Below are 18597 nucleotides of genomic sequence, written 5' to 3' on the forward strand. Positions count from 1 at the left end.
GTCACCTCGCCCCTCATCCGAGGGATGTTCATGATGAATGCGAGGTTACCGCAAGATGGAAGACATATCCGCTGTCGCAACGACGAATTTTGACACGAACTACGAGCTCCACCAGAAGCACCTGACGCTCAAGGGCTTGCAGCCGAAGACGATCGAGGCGTATTCGCGCGCCGTGCGCCGGGTGGGAGACTACTTCGCTCATCAGATCGACGATCTGAGCGAGTCCGACCTGTTGGATTACTTCGCCGACCTGCGTGAGACGCACTCCTGGAGTTCGCTCAAGCTCGATCTGTACGGGCTCAAGTTCTACTACGAGCACGTGCTGAAGAAACCCTGGGTGGCGCCCGGTCTGATCAAACCGCCGCGCTCGCAGCGCCTGCCGGACATCGTCACGGTCGAGGAGACCGAGCGGATTTTTTTGGCCACGCAGGTGCTCAGTTACCGGGTCTTCTTCTTCACCCTCTACAGTCTCGGCCTGCGCCTGGGCGAAGGCTTGCGGCTGACGGTCGCCGACATCGACGGCGCGCGCGGGCGTGTGCATATCCGCGATGCCAAGGGCAACAAGGATCGCCTGGTGCCGCTGCCGACGGCCACCTACCAACTCCTGCGCCGTTTCTGGCAGCGCCACCGTCATCCCGTCCTGCTGTTTCCCAATCGCCGCGGCGGCTCGGCGGGAGCACGCACGGCCAGGACGCCGCTCGACCGCGGCGGCGTTCAGAAAGCACTGAAAGCGGTGGTCGAATCCTGCGGGCTAAAAAAAACATTTCGCCACACAGTTTGCGCCACGCTTATGCCACGCACCTGGTCGAGGCCGGCGTCGAGCTCACCGAGGTGCAGCGCATTCTCGGCCATCACTCGATTCTCACGACCGTTCGCTACACCCATCTGACGGATCAAACCAGGCATCACGCCATCGAGCGCATCAACGCGCTGATGGACGGCTATCGCGTGGGCAAGGGGACGCCGCGATGATCCGCTTCGGCTCTGTCATCGCCCAGTTCGAAGCGGACTTCATGACGCAATTTCGCCACCGGCTGAGCTTCGAGCAGCTTCGGGCGCTCTCGGCGATGCGCGATTGCCGCAGCCCGGCCAGCCCGATGATGCAGGTCCAGTGCGAAGGCTGCGATCACCAAAAACTCGTTCCGCATTCCTGCGGCCATCGCCTTTGCCCGCACTGCCAGCACCACGAGAGCCAGCAATGGCTGGAACGTCAGATGCAGCGCCTCGTCCCGGCCGACTACTTTTTGCTGACCTTCACGCTGCCGGCTGAATTGCGTGGGCTCGCTGCAGCGCACGCCGACGTCGTCTTCGATTTGTTGATGCGCTGTGCCTGGGAAACGGTGCACCGCTTTAGCCAGAACGACCGGCAGTTACAAGGCACGCCGGGGGCGATCGCGGTCCTGCACACGCACTCGCGCCGGCTCGACTTCCACCCGCATGTCCATCTCGTCGTCCCTGCGGCGGCGCTCGATGCAGCGAAGCAGCGCTGGCGACGCAAGCGGCGCGGCAAGAACGGCGTCTATCTGTTCAACGAGAAGGCGATGGCCAAGGTCTTCCGGGCAAAAATGCTGGCGGCGATCGAGGCGGCCGGCATTTGCTTGCCGGCGTGCTATCCGCGGGAATGGGTGGCGCACTGCCAATCGGTGGGCAGCGGCGAGAAGGCGCTGATCTACCTCGGTCGCTACCTCTACCGCGGTGTCATCCGTGAACAGGACATCCTTGCCTGCGAGAATGGCCGGGTGAGCTTCCGCTATCGCAACGCGAAAACCGGCAAGTCGGAAAAGCGCTCGCTCACCGGTGCTGATTTCCTCTGGCTGATTCTCCAGCACGTGCTGCCCAAAGGCTTTCGCCGCGCGCGCAATTTCGGCTTCCTGCACGCCAATTGCAAGCGCCTGATCGGCTTGCTGCATCTCTTGCTGAAGTTCGATCCCAGCCGCTTCACGCCACCGCGCAAGGAGCGGCCAGCGATGCTTTGCTCGTGCTGTGGCGCCGTGATGGTGATCGTCAGGACGCGGATTCGATCGACGTCGTCCGGTGTCGTTGCTGTGCCACCGGTCGTTGCGGTCGCCATCTGATCATGTAATCCGCCTTCACAGCGCTATCTGGCCGCGTTCGGGACTTCAGTTTCCCCAAGCTGATTGATGCGGTCGCCCGGAGTTCGGTGGCCGGGACGCCAAAACGGCCGGATTCGCAAGATCTTCGTTGCCTGTCCAGCAGCGCGCCGGGACTTCTCGCTCCCGGCCCTCCGGCGTTTATGCCTGCGTGGTAAATCCAAAAAAGATATTTGCAGAAGGGGCGCTCAGCCCTCCGGCCCGGGCTCGTCCAACAAACGGATCAGATCGTGGCTGCGCACGATCTATCCTTATTCGTTAGAAACTTATTTAGCGAACCTCCCTGCTCATTGCTATTTTTTGGCTTGATATCTTTAGCTTTGCATGAATAGAACCACGCTAACCGCGTCCCGCCGACGCCAATATTGTGGAGAGCTTGGGTGGCAATTGGTAGCACTAAAATAATAGATGTTTTTGGCCGGCGTCGTGCTCCAAAACGTCGGCAACAATGCCAAGAACTAACACGAACAATAACCGCGGACCACTCGCCAAATGAATCGCGCTCCGAAAATCTCTCTCCTCTTGACGTTTTCTGGTGCTCTGAGTGCATGCGCCATTGGAAATGTCGGAACGCTTGCCGCCAAGGTAGAGATAAACGGTGATGCTTGCATTCTGGATCTGTATTCTGCCGGATTGCATCTGCGCACGCGTCCTGACGATTTTGGTGCCCACTTTGGTTACTCGCAACGAACCTACGTTTTTCCTGCCGACGACACCTTGCGTCCAGGATGGTACTTCCTATGGCTTCCCGCAACACATCACACGGCACTGGCGCAGGAGTTCATGACGATCGGGCTCGAAATTTCTGCGGTCGCACCGCTCGCAGGTGTGTCGCTGGGCTACAGTCACAACACGCTCAGCGCTCGACTTCCAAGCGACGAATCGGTCTATATCGAGTACGCGGGTAACGATATCCATATGCTCAGCTTGCAATATTGTACGGAGGGAAAGCCATGCGAAATTACGCGAACGCCACGCTGATGGTCGGGTCGATACTGGTTGTGGCCGCTTGTGCGGCACCCGACCACGTGTTGTTCGTGACGAAGACTTCGATCGGAATCGACCTGGATTCGAAACCGGCGTCGGCAAGCCTCGCCTATGATCGGGTGGAGGGGTACATAGGCCCGCGCTACGACAATGGCGAGATCCCGCCCGTGATCGCATTGGTCAAGTCCGACGGCGCAATCTTCAACCCGCGAATCCGCCAGGTCTACGCGACCGGCGATGCTGCGGAGATCGTCGTCAAGGCCAGAGCCGATCCGCTCCAGTCGTCAGAGCGCGGTCCGAAGCTTAGCGGCGGCAAGAAGCTCATGTTCTTTGGTACGGCGACGACTACCGGCCTGAAAGTGGGCTTCACTACCGGTTTGCCGGACAGCCTGACGTTTGGCTTTAGACGCAAGGAATTCTCGTATATTCCGATCGGAACCGTTGGCACCGGTAAGGATGCTTTTGACGTGTACCCTGCGATACTCGCCTCCATCGACACCGCGGCTACTGCGGGAACAGCAAGTGAGACCGGGCTTCGCAACGCCCAGTTCTTCGCGACCGGCCAGGCTGCCCGCTTCCTGGCCAAAAACGATCGGATCCGGGATGAATTCACCCAACAAGCGGCGCGCGCGATGAACGTTGCCTCCGGACTGTCACAATCCGAGGCGGCGAGGGCGCTACGCCTTTATGCCAACCCGCCTGGCATCACTGATCAAGCAGAAATAGATAATCGCTTCAGAGCGATAAAAGAAGCCTATATTTGCGTAGGAGGACCCGACCCAGATGGCTTAAACACCCAATCGTTTATTTCCGATGACCAACCGGCGACTGAGGCATGGCAGGCGAAGCAGGGCCTAGGCACTCGAATGGCATAGTCTGACGAGACCCATGATCTTCGCCCGGAGGTCGTCATCCCAAGCGGCTGCCTTGCGCTTTAGGCGCAAGCTGGTTTTCTTCTGGTCGGTGGTATCCAGCCGAATCAGATTGAGAACGATCTTCTTCAAGAGGGAAAGATTCTGTGGGGCGTTGTCTTTACGTACGGTGCTGGCATCCTCACCGAAGCTGACGTCGAGCACCCAGTGAAGTCGATTTTCGATGGCCCAATGGCCGCGCACGGCGACGGCAAGTTGTTCGGCGGTCAATTCGCGAGAGCTGATGTAATAGCGCCGCTCGAAGTTCGACTCTTGATCGCCGACCTTGCGCAAGGAGTCGACCAGACCGATCGTCTTGCACTTGGGCCAATCGGCCAGGTCAACGGTCCCTTCTGCGGGCAGGACCGAGGCGATTTGGCCGACGACCCGACCACGGGACTTATGGATTTGGCGGTGGCGGTCGACGGCTTCCGATTGGTATTGGTCAATGAAATCAGTCTCGATCGCTTCCAGCAGCGCCGGTTGGTTGCCTTTGACCGCAAGCAGGTAGTCACCGCCTTGGTCGGTGATCTGACGGGCGATGTTCTTCTGGCACCCCATGGCGTCAATGGTGATCAGCAAGTCCTTGATATCCAGGGCCTGGAGCAGTTCCGGGATGGCGGTGATCTCGTTACTCTTGGCGGCGACCTTTTCCTGGCCAAGAACGACGCCCAATGCTGTGGCGAAGGCACTGACCATGTGAATGGCCGTCTCACCGCCGCTGCCCGATCCACGCACGGTCTTTCCATCGACCGCGATGCCGCCATTGAGGGCACCGACCACCTCAGCGACCCAGCGGCGAAACGCCACCTCGAATTGCTTCGGGTCCAGCGCTTGGAAGATCCTCAGAAACGTCTTCTTGGAGGGCACGCCGTTCTTGAGTCGCAGAAAGTCACGCAGCCAATCCTCCTTCTCGGACGCCCAATAGGCGATGTCTTCGACGGTGTCACAATCTGAGAGCACAGCGGCCATGGCAATCACCAGAATCTCCACAAAATCATGCAGCGTTCCATTGCTGGGTTTGCGCGGATCGTCTACTTCCCTCAAGCAGCGCATCAGGCTGGCTCCATTCGTCACACTCATTTCGGTCGTCCAAAAGACGAGAGTAGACCTGATTCCAGAGGGGTTTACAAGCCCTTGTCATAAGTCCATGAATGTTAACGATTTTTCGCTTCGCCGGTCCAGCAAGAAACGCCATGCCATTCGAGTGCCTAGGCCCTGGCAGGCGAAGGTCTTCCGACAGTTGCAAGAGTCACCATCGATTCCTTGTTCGAAAGGATAAGTCATGAAAAGCGGACAACACCTTAATCTTCCCCAGAGCGAGCGGCAGACAATGGAAGCCGGCCTGCGGCGACAAGCCCGTATCGAGGGGCTGGAGATCGAAATAAGCGTGACGGACAATGGTAACGGCACGGTCAATTTCGCGTGGACAGTGTCGAAGGCGAACGCAGCAAGCGTCACGCCGACCGTCATGGCTGGTGGTAGTGAGACAGGCACGAATGCGGCGACCGCAGGCCCGTCTGCCGGTATCAACATGGAGACTGCGCCGATTACACCCACGTTTCGTGCAACAGGCGAACCAGAGATCGCCTTCGGCAAGAAGGTTTCCGGGGAATTCAAGACCAAGGTGATCACCATCGCCACTGAGCTTGGCGTGAACGTCGACTACCTGATGGCGGCCATGGCATTCGAGACTGGCGGTACGTTCAATCCCGCGGTTAAGAGTTTAGCGGGCAGTGGCGCGACGGGCTTGATCCAGTTCATGCCGAAAACGGCCATAGGCCTTGGGACAAGCACCGATGACCTGGCCAAAATGACGGCGGTCACACAACTCGACTACGTAAAGAAATACTTTCTTCCTTATCAAGGCAGGCTGAAGCAACTCGAGGACGTCTACATGGCAATACTTTGGCCGAAGGCTGTCGGTAAAGACAATGATTTCGTTCTTTTCGCGGCCCCATCAATGGCATACCAGCAGAACAAGGGCCTCGACAGCAACAAGGATGGCAAGGTCACCAAGGCTGAAGCGGCCGCGAAAGTCAGGGCCAAGCTCAATGAAGGTCTAAAACCGGCGAGCAAAGGTTGATGCGGCTGAGCACTCCAAAGGCCGCTTTCCTCCTTGCGATTTCGTCTCTTTGGGCTTGGGGTTTGTCTGACGTGGCTGCGCAGGGCAGGCCCCAAGCGTCGGATGGGGACACTTTGCATACCGTCGCCGGTGAGATCAGGATCGTCGAACTTGAGCGCAATTGCCGTTACGAAGTGACCATCAACGGAAAAAGGCTGATCGCGACTGACTGCGGCGATGAACAGGATCCGAACGCCGGCGCGCCGAGACCGGAAATTCTCGTTTACTCCAGATTACCCGCCAAACCGTTCTCGCAAGTCGTGATCTTTCAGCAGCAGATGGCGGGCAACGCGTGTGACGGCGGCCCGCTATGGCTGCTCGGGCTGCGAACGGACGGCCCCGCCAGTCGATCGACGAATATCGATTTCTGCGGCGGCGCCCAACCATCGATCACCGTCGAGCAGGACCGGATAGTGATATCGATTCCTGGCGGTCCACGCAACCGCGGTGAGGGCGTAGTTCCCGGCGAAGACTGGCTTTACCAGAACGATGAGCTCACGCGCCTGAAGCACAAACGTGGCCCGGGCTTGCCCGGCACGTCCCCCCTTCAGTGAGCTGCGAGCCGGTAGAGGTTCGTGCGAACGAACACAGGCGAGGCGCGCCTGTTGTTGTTGGCAGCCGCCACCAACGGAATCCCTTTGCTTCACCAGTCCACCCACCTACTGGACGAGCTCGATCGCATTGCGCACTCTGGGCATCGTCGATTTGGCGATGCGCGCCATCAGCTTGTACGAGTCGCTGGTCGAGCGTAGCGATTGCGTCAGCTGCTGGCGAGCTGCAGGACGAAAGTCTTGATTCCCCGCAACATCATTTCGATCGACACCGCGACCAGAACCAGCCCCATCAGACGTTCCAGGGCCACCACGAAGCGCTCGCCGGCGATGCGCTGGATGCGTTCGGCGAGCACCAGCACGACGGCGGAAACGGCCATCGTGATAGACAAGGCGCCGATCCACTCCAGGCGCCGCTCCGGCGCCTGCGAAACCAGCAGCAGCACGGTGGCCAAAGCCGATGGCCCGGCGATGGCCGGAACGGCCAGCGGCACGATCAGCGGCTCACCGATCGTTTCGGGCCCGTCGGTAAGGCCCGGTTGCGGGAAAATCATGCGCAACGCGATCAGAAAGAGGATCACGCCGCCGCCGATTTGCAGGGACAGCTCGCTGAGGTTCATCAGCCGCAAGAAGCCATCGCCGACGAACATGAAAGTCAGCAACAGGACAAAGGCAATCAGCACCTCGCGCAAAATCACCCACGCGCGGCGCTCGGGCGGCACCGAGCGCAGGGCATTGGCGAAAATCGGAATGTTGCCGACCGGATCGGTGATCAGGATCAGCAGGATGGTCGCCGAGGCGAAAGTGTAGTTCATCGATGGATGGGCAGTTTTTCAGCGGTGGATCGCAAAGCGTCAGGCCTCGAAAGACCAGCGCCGCGATCGGCTGCACCGGGAAGGGCGATGATGCGAGGTCGTTGGCTGTGCAGGATAACAGCTCCGCGCCGCCTCAAGAAAGCACGGGAAGAGCCGGAACTGTCCCGGGCCCCGCTCCTCCCACCGCCGCACGGGCCAGGACGCCATAGTCCATATCATAGTGAAAGATGTGGCCGACGGTCGCGCTGAGGATGTAATTCATGAGCAGAAATCCCGGTTCGGCGTTGTCGTTTTCCTGGTCCATCTGGTCTACCCGAGCGCGGATGAGCTGCATCTCGTCGAGCATCACCTGATGCTCGAAGCGGTGCTCGGCGAGGTCTTCGTAGCCCAATTCCGCCAGCACCCCTTCCTCGTAGAGGAAATGCTCCTCGAGCGCCTGATGAAGCTCGGCCGTCATCCGCTGCAACTGCTCGACATCGCCGTGCTTGCGCCAGACATCCGAGCTTTTCACCGCCAGGGCGAAGATGGCCTCGTGCTGGGCGTCGATTTGCGGCTGGCCGATATTGAGACGACCATCCCAGGCGATCAACTGCTTGAGCGAAAAATTCGTCAAGCCGTGAACCCCTGACATGCGACCGTCGAACATGGCGCGTGAGCTCATAGCCATGATCCTTCTCCTCTAGAATTCAGCGTTCTACCGCCTTGGTTTCGAGCATGGCCAGCCAGATCGCTCGCGCAATTCAGGGCCCTCGTTGTATCGAGAACTCGCAGCAGCTCCTTCGTCTTCATCAGGAAAATGAGCCGCCATGCCGGCGGTAAGCGCGTGGCGGGCGGGCTGGCTGCCTGTGCCCACCGCCGCTGCGTTGAAGCAGGATTTTTGCCTATCCTATACGACCCACCCACAACAAAACGATTCAAAAGTCTCACTTCTGCTCTTCCCGGAGAGATGATTTCTTGGCGATCGCAAGGCGCACAGAGGGCGCAGGTCAGCAGGGAAGCGGGCCAGCGGGGCAAGTGCGCGGCCGGCCTGCTCAGGGCGTGCCGCGATCGAGCGCGCGTTGATAAAGATCGACGATCATGGCGGCAAGATGTTCCGGCGAGGCGCGCCCGCCCTGCCCTTGCAGGACGGCCTTGACAATGCCTTCGAGCACGGCTGTGTTAAGCACCGGAGCCTCGGCCACAGCAGCACTTTCCGAGTTCACCGTGTAGGCGGCCCTGACTTGCGCGATGCCACGCGCACCGCGCCCGGTCGCCAGCCAGTCGACGCTGACGCCGGCCACGGCGGCAATGGCCAGAGCCTTGTCCAGCGGCGGCATGCGCCCGTCTCTGAGATAAGTCCTCAGCACCGACTCGGCCATGCCGCAGCGGCGCGCAAACGACGACACCGACTCGTCGCCGATGGCCGCTTTCAAGCGCGCTGAGAGCGCGCCGGCGTCGATGTCGGCAAACGGTCGCGGATCGAGGGCCCGCTCGGCTGTCGTCGTATTTGGCTTGGAGCCAGGATTGGCGGCAGATCCAGTCATTAACAACCTGTAAAAAACAAAACGAGGAAAAACTCGCAAGAAACTGTTGACATATCGCAACATCTTGCTGACAATCGGGCTCAGCATCATAGCAGAAAAACTGCAGTCCGAGCAGCCGGCACACGCTACAGGAGATGCAGGAGCTGCATGAGTTGCAGCCGCTGGTGACCCACAGACGACCGCTACCGGTCGCTGAGAAACGTAGGTTTTTTGTCCGTTGGCATTGAGTTTGGCAATGCGAGGGGGAACAAACATGCGCAAGTCCACAGGCAAGAACACTTGTCCCGACGCTCCAGACGCTCCCGATGCTTCCGATCGCGGCCTTCATCCCGGTGAGCCGCCGCCCGCGCAGCCAGCGCGCCCAAGCCAGCGAGCAGCGCCGCCAGCGCCAATACAGCTCGCAGCCACAGGCAGGCAACGCGAAGTTGCGGCGGCAAAGCTCCATTTCGAGGCCCTCGAACCGCGCATTCTTCTCGACGGCGATCCCGCCGCAGGAGTCATGACTCTTGCCGGCAGCATCGACGTTCCCGGCGAGCAGGATTACTACCGGTTCACCGTCGATGAAGCCAGCCGTGTCGTCCTCGACAGCCTGAGCAATCGCAGCGACTTGAGCTGGCGCCTGGACGGTCCCGGCGGCCTGGTAGGACAGAGCTCTTTCAGCGCCACCGATTCCCCATCCACCAGTCCGCCGGCCTACGATCTGACGCCCGGCCAATACCAACTGCGCGTCGATGGCGCGCAGGAGGCGCTGGGCGCCTACTCGCTGCGCGTGATCGACGCCGCTTCGGCAAGCGTGATCGCGCCAGACACGCCGGTCAACGGCGTGCTCGAAGTCGGCAACCAGAGCGCAGCCTACCGCTTCCGTGCCAACGCCGGGGACAGCTACGCTTTCAAGGCCACGACGCCCGCCGCCGCTGCACTTTTCGGACGCCTGCTCGACCCCTTTGGCCGCCAGGAGGGCGTCAGCTTCGATGCCCGGCGCGATGGCGCGCGCTTCACCGTACAACACAGCGGCGAATACCTGCTCCTGCTCGCAGGCGCTATCGCCAATCAGGCAGCGCTGGCCTACGAATTCACCCTGCAAACGGTGGTTGACAGCGTCTCGCCACTGCGCATCGGCGAAACGCAGATCGCCCACATCGACCAGCCCGGCAAAGTCGCTCACTTCAAGTTTGATGTGGACGCGACGACAGAAGTCATTTTCGACCGCCTGAACAACGCCGGCTTCGCCTGGTCGCTGAGCGGGCCGGCCGGTCAGCAGGTCGCGCGCGTCATGGCGTGGCAAAGCACGCTCTTCGACGGCGTCGAGCGACTGCTGTTGCCGCCCGGAAGCTATACCCTGTCAGTCGGCCTCGACGGCACAGGCACGGGTAGTTTCCCTTTCCGCTTGCTCGCCGCCGACGCGGCGCCGGAGCTCGTCGCGAACGCAGTTACGAGCGGCCAGCTCGAGCAGGCCACCGCGTCGCAGATTTACAAGATAGCGCTCAATGCCGGCGACAAGCTCTTCCTTGAGCCGCGCTCGGTCGCCGGCGGCTCACTCGCCTGGCGCCTGGTCGATCCCTGGGGAGTGCGAGTCGCGGCCGGAAATTTCAGCGCCGTGGCGAATCCCGCCACCATGACCCGACCATTTACGCTGCCATCGAGCGGCGAGTACTGGCTGCTGCTCGATGGCGCGGACAACAACGCCGCCGACGTGGCGCTCGCTTACGAATTCTCGCTGCACGCAGTCCCCGATGTGACCCGGACGCTGACCCTTGGCGAGACCCTTGGCGAGACCATTTCCGAAGCCATCGCCAGCGCTGGCCAGTCGACGATCTTCACTTTCGATCTGGCCGAAGAAACGCAAGTAGCGTTCGAAGCACAGAGTCTGCGCGCCGATATCGTCTGGTCACTGGCCGGACCGCGCGGCAAAGAGGTCACCGATCGGCGTTTCGACGATAGCGGAGTCAGCGGGAGCAGCGGCGCCAGCACGCCCGCCAGCCACCTCAGTATCCTGACTCTACCGCCCGGCGAACACCAGCTGACGGTGCACGGCACAGCCGCCGCCAGCGGCGAGTTTTCCTTCCGCCTGCTCGATCTGGCGGCTGCGCCCGCGCTGTCGCTCGATACCACCAGCAGCATCGTCCTGCCCCCCGGCAACAGCACCCACAGCTATCGCTTCCTTGCCAACGCCGGCGACCAGATCGCCCTCGAGAACATGAGTGGCAGTAGCGGCGGCAGTGACAGCAGTAACAGCGCTGGCCAAGAAGTCATCTGGCGGCTGATCGACCGTTTCGGCCGCGACGTCGGCGCACCCACCGCCCTACCGGCTGCCGGCAACAGCTCCGACGTCCGGCTGCTGAGCAGCGACGGCGCCTACACCCTGCTGCTCGAAGGGCGCGTCGACGCGACGACGCCGCGCGACTATGGCTTCCAGCTCAAGCGCGTCGGCCATCTGGACCTGGCCGCACTGCCCACCGGTGAGGCAGTGCCTCTCGGCACGATGCTTGCCGGCCTGCTGCCCACGGCCGAAGCCACCCGGACCTATCGCTTCACGCTTGCCGACGACCGTCAACTGGTGTTCGACACGCAGGGTGACTTCAGTAGCGCCGTCTGGTCCTTGCAAGGGCCACGCGGCAGCGAAGTGGAGAGCCGCCCGCTTTACCGCAGCGACGCCGCCGACACCAACCCATTCCTGAATCTCCCGGCGGGAGACTACGCCCTGACAGTCAAAGGCAGTGCCGCAACAGGCAGTGTCTATGGTGACGGCGCCTACGCTTTCCGTCTACTCGACAGTGAGAGCTTCGAGGAATTGGTGCTCGGCCAGCGAGTGGTGACCATGCGCGTGGCGGCCGCCTCGACGATCGGCTACCGCGTTTCCGCAACGACCGGCAGCACCCTGATCCTGAACGCCGTGGATTCGGCTGGCGGCGTCTGGCGTCTGCTCGACCCCTTCGGACGCCAGGTCGCGGCGGCCTCGGGCGCGAGCATCACGACCAGCATCAACATCGCCACGACTGGCCGCTACACGCTGCTCAACGATGGCTACTACGGCGCCAGAGGCGCGTCAAATGTCGGCTTCACGCTTGCCAGGCAGACCAGAGTCAGCGAGGCGCTGGTCTTCAACCGCCCGATCAGCGTCAGCTCGGCCGGCGTCGGCAGTGTCGCCGAATATCGCTTCACCCTCGACCAGGCGAGCACTCTCGTCTTTGATGCCCTGAGCGGTCCCTTGAGTGGCCCCCCGAGTGCGCCATCCTCCCGCTGGATGCTTGCCGGTCCGCTCGGCACGGTACGCGGATGGACTTCCTTCCGCGACGATCAGGGGCAGATTTTTCGGCTAGGGCCTGGCGACTACCTGCTGACCCTGGACACTTTCAGCCCGCAGGTCGCGGAATATCGCTTCCGCGTCCTGAATGCCGACGCCGCCATCGACCTGCTCTCGGGGGCAAGCAGCAACGAAACGATCCCCGCGGGTGAAACGCGTCTCTATCGCTTCACCGCAGAAGCCGGCCAGCACAGCATCGTCTCCCAACTGAAGCTCACCGCCAACGCCAATCAAAAAGTCTCCTGGCAAGTGTGGGATCCCTACGACCGCCCGATCGCCACTCTCCGCACGAGCGTCACGGAAACCGAGTTGCCGAGTAGCGGCGAATATCTGCTGGCTGTGTTTCCCGACTTCGGCTACGAGGCGCCAGACTCTTCGCCACGACCCATTGCCTTCGCCTTCGCCCTGACGACTTCCCGTACGGCACCGCTGACGCTCAACGAGCGCAGCTTCGGCAGCATCGAGCGCGCGGGAGAAGGCGTCAGCTACGGCTTCACGCTCACCGCACCGAGCTCACTGCTGATCGACACGGGCCAAATTAGCGGCGCCGACGCTCGCGATTTCGTGTGGCGATTGAGCGGGCCGCGCGGCGTGGAAGCGCCGCTCAACGGAGCTGCTGGCAAGGCGCCGCTGAACAGCTTCGCCACTACGCGCTCCAGCGTGCTGTCGCTGCCCGCCGGCAACTACAAATTCGACGTAGCCAGCCCCACCCTGGCCACCGGCAGCTTCAGCTTTCGCTTGCTCGACACGGCCGACCTGCCGCTTCTTCCGTTCGAAAGCTTCATCCCACTGACCCTTAGCCCGGCAAGCGAGGCACAGGCATTCTCGCTGCGCGTCGAGGAGGACAGCGACTTCATCTTCACGCCTACCATCACGCCGACGCACGACGGCGACTGGCGCATTCTCGACAGCCTCGGCAGAGCACTGCTCAGCGGCCGCATGTCGGAGAGTAATGAACTCTTCAAACTGCCGGCCGGCAGCTACATCTTCGTCGTCGACGGTCAGGAAATCGACAACAGCACGGACAACCCGAGCGATACCTATGAATTCTATGAGTTCGTGCTGCGCCGCCTGCTGGTCCGCAGCCAGGAAATGATGCTTGGCAGCGACGTTTCCGGAGTTATCGATCAGCCCGGCCTGGTTCGCGAGTATGTTTTTTCGATCGACGCGCCGACGACGCTCGTTCTGGAGGCCCTGAGTGATAGCGACAATCTGAGCTGGGAGCTGCGTGGACCGGTCGAACTCATCCACAGCAACCATAGCTTCGGTGGCAATGCCACCGTCGAGCCAATCCGGCTGGACGCTGCCGGCCTCTATCGACTGCGCATCGTCCCTGGCTTTGGCAGCACCGACAACTTCCGCTTCCGCCTGCTCGATGCCGGCCAGGCCGAAACCCTGCCTCTCGATAGCACGCAAACCCTGCTCTTCGACGCCGCCAGCCGCCTGCAACTTTTCCGCATCGACGGTACAGCCGGCGACCGCCTGAGCCTCGACGTTCTCAGCCTGAGCGGCGGCGCGGCAGCGCTGCAAGTATTGGCTCCCGACGACCTGCGGCGCATCGTCAACGCCTCTGCCGACGCCAGCGACTCACCCATTGCAGCAACGCTCCCGCGCAGCGGTACCTACCTGCTGATTGTCGTCGGCAGGAGCGTCGCTGACGCGCCGCTGACGCTGCGTTATGCGGCGACGCTACTCAGCCCAGAGATTGCGACGCTGAGCGTCGGCAGCGAGGCCGCTGGAAACACCCGGCTCCCCGACTTTGCCGATCAATGGCAACTCTCGCTCGACTGGCCGACACGCCTGCTCTTCGACGGACTCACCGCTTCCGGAAACCGCTGGACTTTGCGCGCCGCCGACGGCTCGCTTCTCGCCTCCGGCATCTGCGACAGCAATGCCTTTCTTGCCCTCGATGCAGGCACCTATACCTTCGCCGTGGAGGCCGACCAGGTCGACGATCTCGGCCCCTACGCTTTCCGCCTGCTCGACGTCGGCGCCGCCGAAACGCTGTCGTCAGACGAGGAAATACGCGGAACCCTGCACGCCGGCAGCGGCGTGCAAATTTTTCGCGTGCCGCCGGCGAACGATGGCCGGCCATTGACGGTTGCGGCCCGCAGCAGTGACAGCGCAGCAGGCAGGCTCACAGTCTACGACGCTAACGGCATTCTGATTGACCAATCCGCGCTTCCGTTCGACAAGCAGATCGAGCTGGACAGCGCCACCGACGGGGAAAGCTTTCTGGTCCTGGAAATCGACCCGCTTGTCGCGACGTCGATCGACTATGAGTTGCAGATCCACCAGGCGAGCCTCTCGCGCACGCAGCCGGATGAAACCCTGGATGGCGTCCTGACGCACTCGGGCGACCGCGTCCGCTACCGGGTCAGCCTGCCTTTCGCCGCCAGCCTGCCGACGCGCGCCTGGGTACACGATACCGGCTCGCGCGACATCCGCTGGCGTCTGCTAGCCGCCGGCGCAGATCCCGGCTCGGCCGACTCCGACTGGTGGTCCGACAACGACGCCAGCTACAAGGAACGGCTCGGCGCTGGTGACTACGAGCTGATCATCGAGGCGACAGCCGACCAGGCCATCTACCGCCTGCAACTGTTCGCCTCCGAACACGCGGAAGCACTCTCCCCGACGGGAACGAACGGCCGACTGACGAATGCTCGCCACGCCGTCGTCTACTACTACGATGTCCATAGGGCTGGTGATCATCAGCTGCAGATCGCCACCACCAGCACCTCGCCCGTCCGCTGGGAAATCTACGACGCCGCGGGTCGGCAAGTGCAAGGCGGCGACAATCTGGACGTCAACGGCGGTGCCGCGATGGTTCACCTCGTTGAGCTTGGCGAACTCGAAGTCGGACGCTTCATGGTCATCCTTTCCGGCGCTGCTCAGAGTAAGGACGAAGCCAACGCCAGGGATGGTATTGACTTCAGCCTCGCCTTGTCGGCGACGACTCTACTCCCTGGCGATCGATTTTCCGGGCGTCTCACCATCAACGAAGGGACGCGTAGCTACAAGCTGCAGGTACCCACAGGCACGCATCTCCAGATCCACGACCAGGGCTCGGACGCGGGCGTCCAGTGGCGACTCCGCGACGCCGGCGAAGCTCCCGATTCCGGCGACTGGTTCGCTCTTGGCCCGGCTCAGCCGGGTGACGGCGATCGGGACGCCGACTCGCCCGACCGCATGTATCTGTCCGCCGGCACCTACGCGCTCGACCTGTCGGCAGACGGCGGCACGGCCTTCAGCGTGCAACTGGTCGATCTGGATCAGGTGTCGCAATTGTCGATCGGCGAAACCCTGGCCAGCTTCGCAAGCGGCGAACAGGTCAAGGTCTTCCGACTCGATTCGACACTGGAGGGACAATACCTTCGCCTTGACATCGACACGGACTCAGCCGAGGAGCCGGCCGAAGAACTCAGCTGGCTGCTTTTCGATAGCTGGTTCGACCTGCTCGCACAGGGAAGCGGCGCCAGCACCTCGATCGAGCTGCCCGGCGAGCGTGACACCTACACCCTCGAACTGAAGCGACAAGCGGAGCGCGCGGCCAGCGGCGCGCTGAACACGCACATTACCCTCGTCGCGTCGGCCCCGCAGACCCTGCAACTGGACGAAGTGCGCACGGTCAGCCTGGACGCGTCGAACATCTACTCACTCACCTACACTTTTTCGGTGACTGAGCACAGCCGCATTGTCGTCGAGGCCTTGTCGGAGATATGGGATGTCGACTACGACCTGCGCAACGCAGATGATCAGCAATTGGCCGACAGCTATCTGGGCAGCAGGTACCACGACCTGCTCGAACTCGTACCCGGTGACTACGTACTCAGGCTCTACACCAGTTCGTCGCCGGGCAATCGCGATGCGTCGTATGACTTCAGCTTCCGCCTGCTGAACACCGCGGGTACCGACTACCCGCTCCTGGACCCCGAAGAGGAAGTCGCCGGCACCCTGGCTCCCGGCGAACAGCAAACGCAGATCTATTACCTGCAGGCACGAGCCGGCGAACTGCTTACGGTCGAAGTAAGCAGCGCCATGCGCTTCGACCGCTATGGCTACAGCAACGTCAGCTATTGCCCTGTTCGACCCGCTCGCTCGGCGTCTTGCCAATCACTGGCTCGGCGGCGGCGGCGCTTTGCAGGAGACGGTCGAAGAGTCCGGTATTTACACCCTCGTCCTCTTTGGCGGCGACTATCTTGCCGGAACCGTGAACTACACCATCGTGGCAAGGCGGGACGCTGGCGATGAGCAAATGCCGCTCGTCAGCGTGCCTCTCGTGCTGGGCCTGGAACATAGCGAAACGCTGGACGACAGCAGCGCGACCAGCAAGGCTTTTCGTTTCACCCTCGACCACAACGCCCTCGCACTGATCACGGGTCACACCGGCGGCAGCGATGGCGCATGGGAAGCACACTGGGTACTGCGCGACGCGGCCGGCTTGCTTACCGGTCACCACGGCTACTGGAACAGCTACGAGGCCAGCACCGATGTACTGACACTCGCCGCTGGCGACTACACGCTGGAGGTGTCGCTCGACTATGGCCGGGGCGGGAGCATCGCTGTTCGGGTCGATAGCGGCACGAACGCCATCCAGGTAGTTGCCGAGCACAGTATCGGCGAGCGGATCAGCTTCGGCGACTCCGACGCCGGCATCTATCGAGTCGATTTCGCGGCCGGCGACGAATATCTCCTCCAGGCCGCGAACGGAAGCGAATGGTCGATTCACGGAACGGATTTTTTGCAGGCGGACTTGCTTGCCGACGGCGCCGTGCTGCGCTTTGTGCCGTCGCAGGACGGCAGCTGGTATTTCGTGCGACGCCGGGATTTCGCTGGCGACTCGAGCCTTTCCATCGAACGGCCACAGCCGCCAATCACGCTCGACAGCCGTATCGCAGGCCAACTGCCAGCAAATGACGCCGGCGAAGCGCAACACAGCTATCGCCTTCGCTTGACCGAGAGAAAGCTGCTTTATCTCGATGTGGAAAAAGTTGATTCGCCGCTGCAAATTACCTTCTACGAGGGGAACACATGGCTGCGAGCGATCTACGCCTACACGACATCACGCCCCCTGGAGCCGCTCGCTCTTGAGGCCGGCGAGTACCGCATCGAGGTGCAGACGATCGCTGCGACAAGCGGCGATACGGCCTACGCCATGCGCCTGTTCGACCTCGCCAAGGTACCCACCCTGTCGCTCAACACAGCTGTCTACGGTCGCCTGCAGGCCGGCGAAGCGGCCATCTACGCCGTCGATCTTTCCGCAGGGACGCCCCTCGACTACCAGCCCGGCAAGCTCGGCGGACTGTACGGCTGGTGGCGCCTGCTCCGTAGCGACGGCGCCCAGGTCGCGGCGGGCTCTCTCGACGAAACAAGGACGACTGTCGCAGCACCGCCGCCGGGTCACTACTTCCTCGTCTGGGACAGCGAGCAGCAGTCGGCGGCTGGCGGAGAGGCGGAGTACCGCTTCGCGCTGAAAACGACGCAGCTGATCGCGCTTGGCGAACAGGTCGGCGCTGAAGCTTTCGCCGCCACCGCCAGCGCTGCCTATCGCTTCAGCGTACCGACGGCCACGCGAGTGCTGATCGACCTGGCCCGTAGCGAAAGCGACAGTGCCGCTTTCACCTGGCGGATTTCTCGCGATGGGCAGCTGATCGACCAGGGGAGGCTGGCCAGCGCGGCAAGTCTCGACGATCGACTGCCGATTGTCGAATTGCCGGCAGGAAGCTATCACCTTGCTTTTACGGCAGATACAGATCTCCACCACGGCGATGACTTCGCTTTCCGACTGCTCGACCTGGCGCAGGCACAGCCCTTGAGCAGGGGTGCCTGGATCAGCGGCGAGCGCCTGGCCGGCCAGGTCGCGGTCTTCAGCTTCGTTGCCGCCGCTGGCGACTGCTTGACGCTGGAAGAGCATTCCGGCGACAGCGAGCGCTGGTGGCTGCTCGACGAGTTCGGGCAGGAGCTGGCGCGTGGACAAGGCACGGGTAGTGCCGGCCCCCTCGCCCGTAACGGCACTTATTTCCTGCTCCGCGATGATGGCAGCGACACCGACACTGGCGATGGCGCGACAAACCGCCACTTCGCCTTCACGGTCTCGAACGATGAAGGACCCGCGCCAGCGTTAACATTGAACAGCCATCGCAACTGCGATGCTCGACGCTGGCGGCAAGCTCGCCTTTCGCTTCACGACCAGCGACGCCGCGACACTATGGCTGAGCCCGCTGAGCGCGAACTTCGCGGCCCACGTCGAGGTCCGTAGCGCCGCGGGCT

Annotated in this window: 12 protein-coding genes and 1 pseudogene; 9 read left to right on the forward strand and 4 right to left on the reverse strand. The window is 62.1% G+C overall.

All coding sequences use genetic code 11. From position 1 onward, the window contains the following. Nucleotides 1-55 precede the first annotated feature (55 nt). The 5 genes and pseudogenes from V5B40_RS07150 (at nucleotide 56) to V5B40_RS07170 (ending at nucleotide 3973) form a co-directional block, all read left to right on the forward strand. A complete protein-coding gene (locus V5B40_RS07150) occupies nucleotides 56-889 on the forward strand; it encodes a tyrosine-type recombinase/integrase (protein WP_332353823.1) in 834 nt (277 codons plus the stop codon). After that, nucleotides 817-972: pseudogene (locus V5B40_RS07155) on the forward strand (tyrosine-type recombinase/integrase); the annotation flags it as partial. The gene V5B40_RS07150 and the pseudogene V5B40_RS07155, both read left to right, overlap by 73 nt. Continuing rightward, nucleotides 969-2075 carry an IS91 family transposase gene (locus V5B40_RS07160; RefSeq protein WP_332353824.1) on the forward strand — a complete coding sequence of 369 codons (1107 nt, stop codon included), beginning with the start codon at nucleotides 969-971 and terminating at the stop codon, nucleotides 2073-2075. The pseudogene V5B40_RS07155 and the gene V5B40_RS07160, both read left to right, overlap by 4 nt. A gap of 528 nt (nucleotides 2076-2603) precedes the next feature. After that, the gene (locus tag V5B40_RS07165) at nucleotides 2604-3092 is read left to right on the forward strand and encodes a hypothetical protein (RefSeq protein WP_332353834.1); all 489 of its coding nucleotides are present in this window, start codon (nucleotides 2604-2606) and stop codon (nucleotides 3090-3092) included. Next, a complete protein-coding gene (locus V5B40_RS07170) occupies nucleotides 3065-3973 on the forward strand; it encodes a hypothetical protein (RefSeq protein WP_332353835.1) in 909 nt (302 codons plus the stop codon). Before V5B40_RS07165 ends, V5B40_RS07170 begins: the two co-directional genes overlap by 28 nt. Here V5B40_RS07170 and V5B40_RS07175 read toward each other — a convergent pair. Continuing rightward, nucleotides 3953-5065, reverse strand: coding sequence for an ISAs1 family transposase (locus tag V5B40_RS07175; protein ID WP_291997237.1), 1113 nt, complete (start codon nucleotides 5063-5065; stop codon nucleotides 3953-3955). The genes V5B40_RS07170 and V5B40_RS07175 overlap by 21 nt on opposite strands. 229 nt (nucleotides 5066-5294) lie before the next feature. Between V5B40_RS07175 and V5B40_RS07180 the strand changes: the two genes are divergently transcribed. Then, nucleotides 5295-6095, forward strand: coding sequence for a transglycosylase (locus V5B40_RS07180; protein WP_332353836.1), 801 nt, complete (start codon nucleotides 5295-5297; stop codon nucleotides 6093-6095). 113 nt (nucleotides 6096-6208) lie between these two features. Continuing rightward, entirely contained in the window at nucleotides 6209-6688 is a 480-nt protein-coding gene (locus V5B40_RS07185; protein ID WP_332353837.1) for a hypothetical protein, read from the forward strand. Nucleotides 6689-6894: 206 nt separating this feature from the next. Here the strand turns inward: V5B40_RS07185 and V5B40_RS07190 are convergent, their stop codons facing one another. From V5B40_RS07190 to V5B40_RS07200, 3 genes are all read right to left on the reverse strand, one after another. Further along, nucleotides 6895-7500 carry a MarC family protein gene (locus tag V5B40_RS07190; protein ID WP_332353838.1) on the reverse strand — a complete coding sequence of 202 codons (606 nt, stop codon included), beginning with the start codon at nucleotides 7498-7500 and terminating at the stop codon, nucleotides 6895-6897. Nucleotides 7501-7633: 133 nt separating this feature from the next. Then, complete coding sequence (locus V5B40_RS07195) at nucleotides 7634-8167, reverse strand: bacteriohemerythrin (RefSeq protein WP_332353839.1); 534 nt, start codon at nucleotides 8165-8167, stop codon at nucleotides 7634-7636. Between the two features lie 364 nt (nucleotides 8168-8531). Beyond that, nucleotides 8532-9023, reverse strand: coding sequence for a helix-turn-helix domain-containing protein (locus tag V5B40_RS07200; RefSeq protein WP_332353840.1), 492 nt, complete (start codon nucleotides 9021-9023; stop codon nucleotides 8532-8534). A 253-nt stretch (nucleotides 9024-9276) separates the two neighbouring features. Here V5B40_RS07200 and V5B40_RS07205 point away from each other — a divergent pair, with 253 nt between their 5' ends. Together V5B40_RS07205 and V5B40_RS07210 are read left to right on the forward strand one after the other, a co-directional pair. Further along, the gene (locus V5B40_RS07205; RefSeq protein WP_332353841.1) at nucleotides 9277-16578 is read left to right on the forward strand and encodes an LEPR-XLL domain-containing protein; all 7302 of its coding nucleotides are present in this window, start codon (nucleotides 9277-9279) and stop codon (nucleotides 16576-16578) included. After that, nucleotides 16466-18586: a hypothetical protein gene (locus V5B40_RS07210; RefSeq protein WP_332353842.1), complete on the forward strand. Its 2121-nt coding sequence runs from the start codon at nucleotides 16466-16468 to the stop codon at nucleotides 18584-18586. Before V5B40_RS07205 ends, V5B40_RS07210 begins: the two co-directional genes overlap by 113 nt. Nucleotides 18587-18597: the final 11 nt, after the last annotated feature.

Origin of the sequence: Candidatus Accumulibacter meliphilus, assembly GCF_036625345.1 — a bacterium.
In the GTDB taxonomy this organism is placed as follows: domain Bacteria; phylum Pseudomonadota; class Gammaproteobacteria; order Burkholderiales; family Rhodocyclaceae; genus Accumulibacter; species Accumulibacter meliphilus.

Coding starts and splice junctions, on each gene's coding strand:
- V5B40_RS07150 (WP_332353823.1), top strand. CDS start 56: ATGGAAGACATATCCGCTGTCGCAACGACGAATTTTGACACGAACTAC.
- V5B40_RS07160 (WP_332353824.1), top strand. CDS start 969: ATGATCCGCTTCGGCTCTGTCATCGCCCAGTTCGAAGCGGACTTCATG.
- V5B40_RS07165 (WP_332353834.1), top strand. CDS start 2,604: ATGAATCGCGCTCCGAAAATCTCTCTCCTCTTGACGTTTTCTGGTGCT.
- V5B40_RS07170 (WP_332353835.1), top strand. CDS start 3,065: ATGCGAAATTACGCGAACGCCACGCTGATGGTCGGGTCGATACTGGTT.
- V5B40_RS07175 (WP_291997237.1), bottom strand. CDS start 5,065: ATGCGCTGCTTGAGGGAAGTAGACGATCCGCGCAAACCCAGCAATGGA.
- V5B40_RS07180 (WP_332353836.1), top strand. CDS start 5,295: ATGAAAAGCGGACAACACCTTAATCTTCCCCAGAGCGAGCGGCAGACA.
- V5B40_RS07190 (WP_332353838.1), bottom strand. CDS start 7,500: ATGAACTACACTTTCGCCTCGGCGACCATCCTGCTGATCCTGATCACC.
- V5B40_RS07195 (WP_332353839.1), bottom strand. CDS start 8,167: ATGGCTATGAGCTCACGCGCCATGTTCGACGGTCGCATGTCAGGGGTT.
- V5B40_RS07200 (WP_332353840.1), bottom strand. CDS start 9,023: ATGACTGGATCTGCCGCCAATCCTGGCTCCAAGCCAAATACGACGACA.
- V5B40_RS07205 (WP_332353841.1), top strand. CDS start 9,277: ATGCGCAAGTCCACAGGCAAGAACACTTGTCCCGACGCTCCAGACGCT.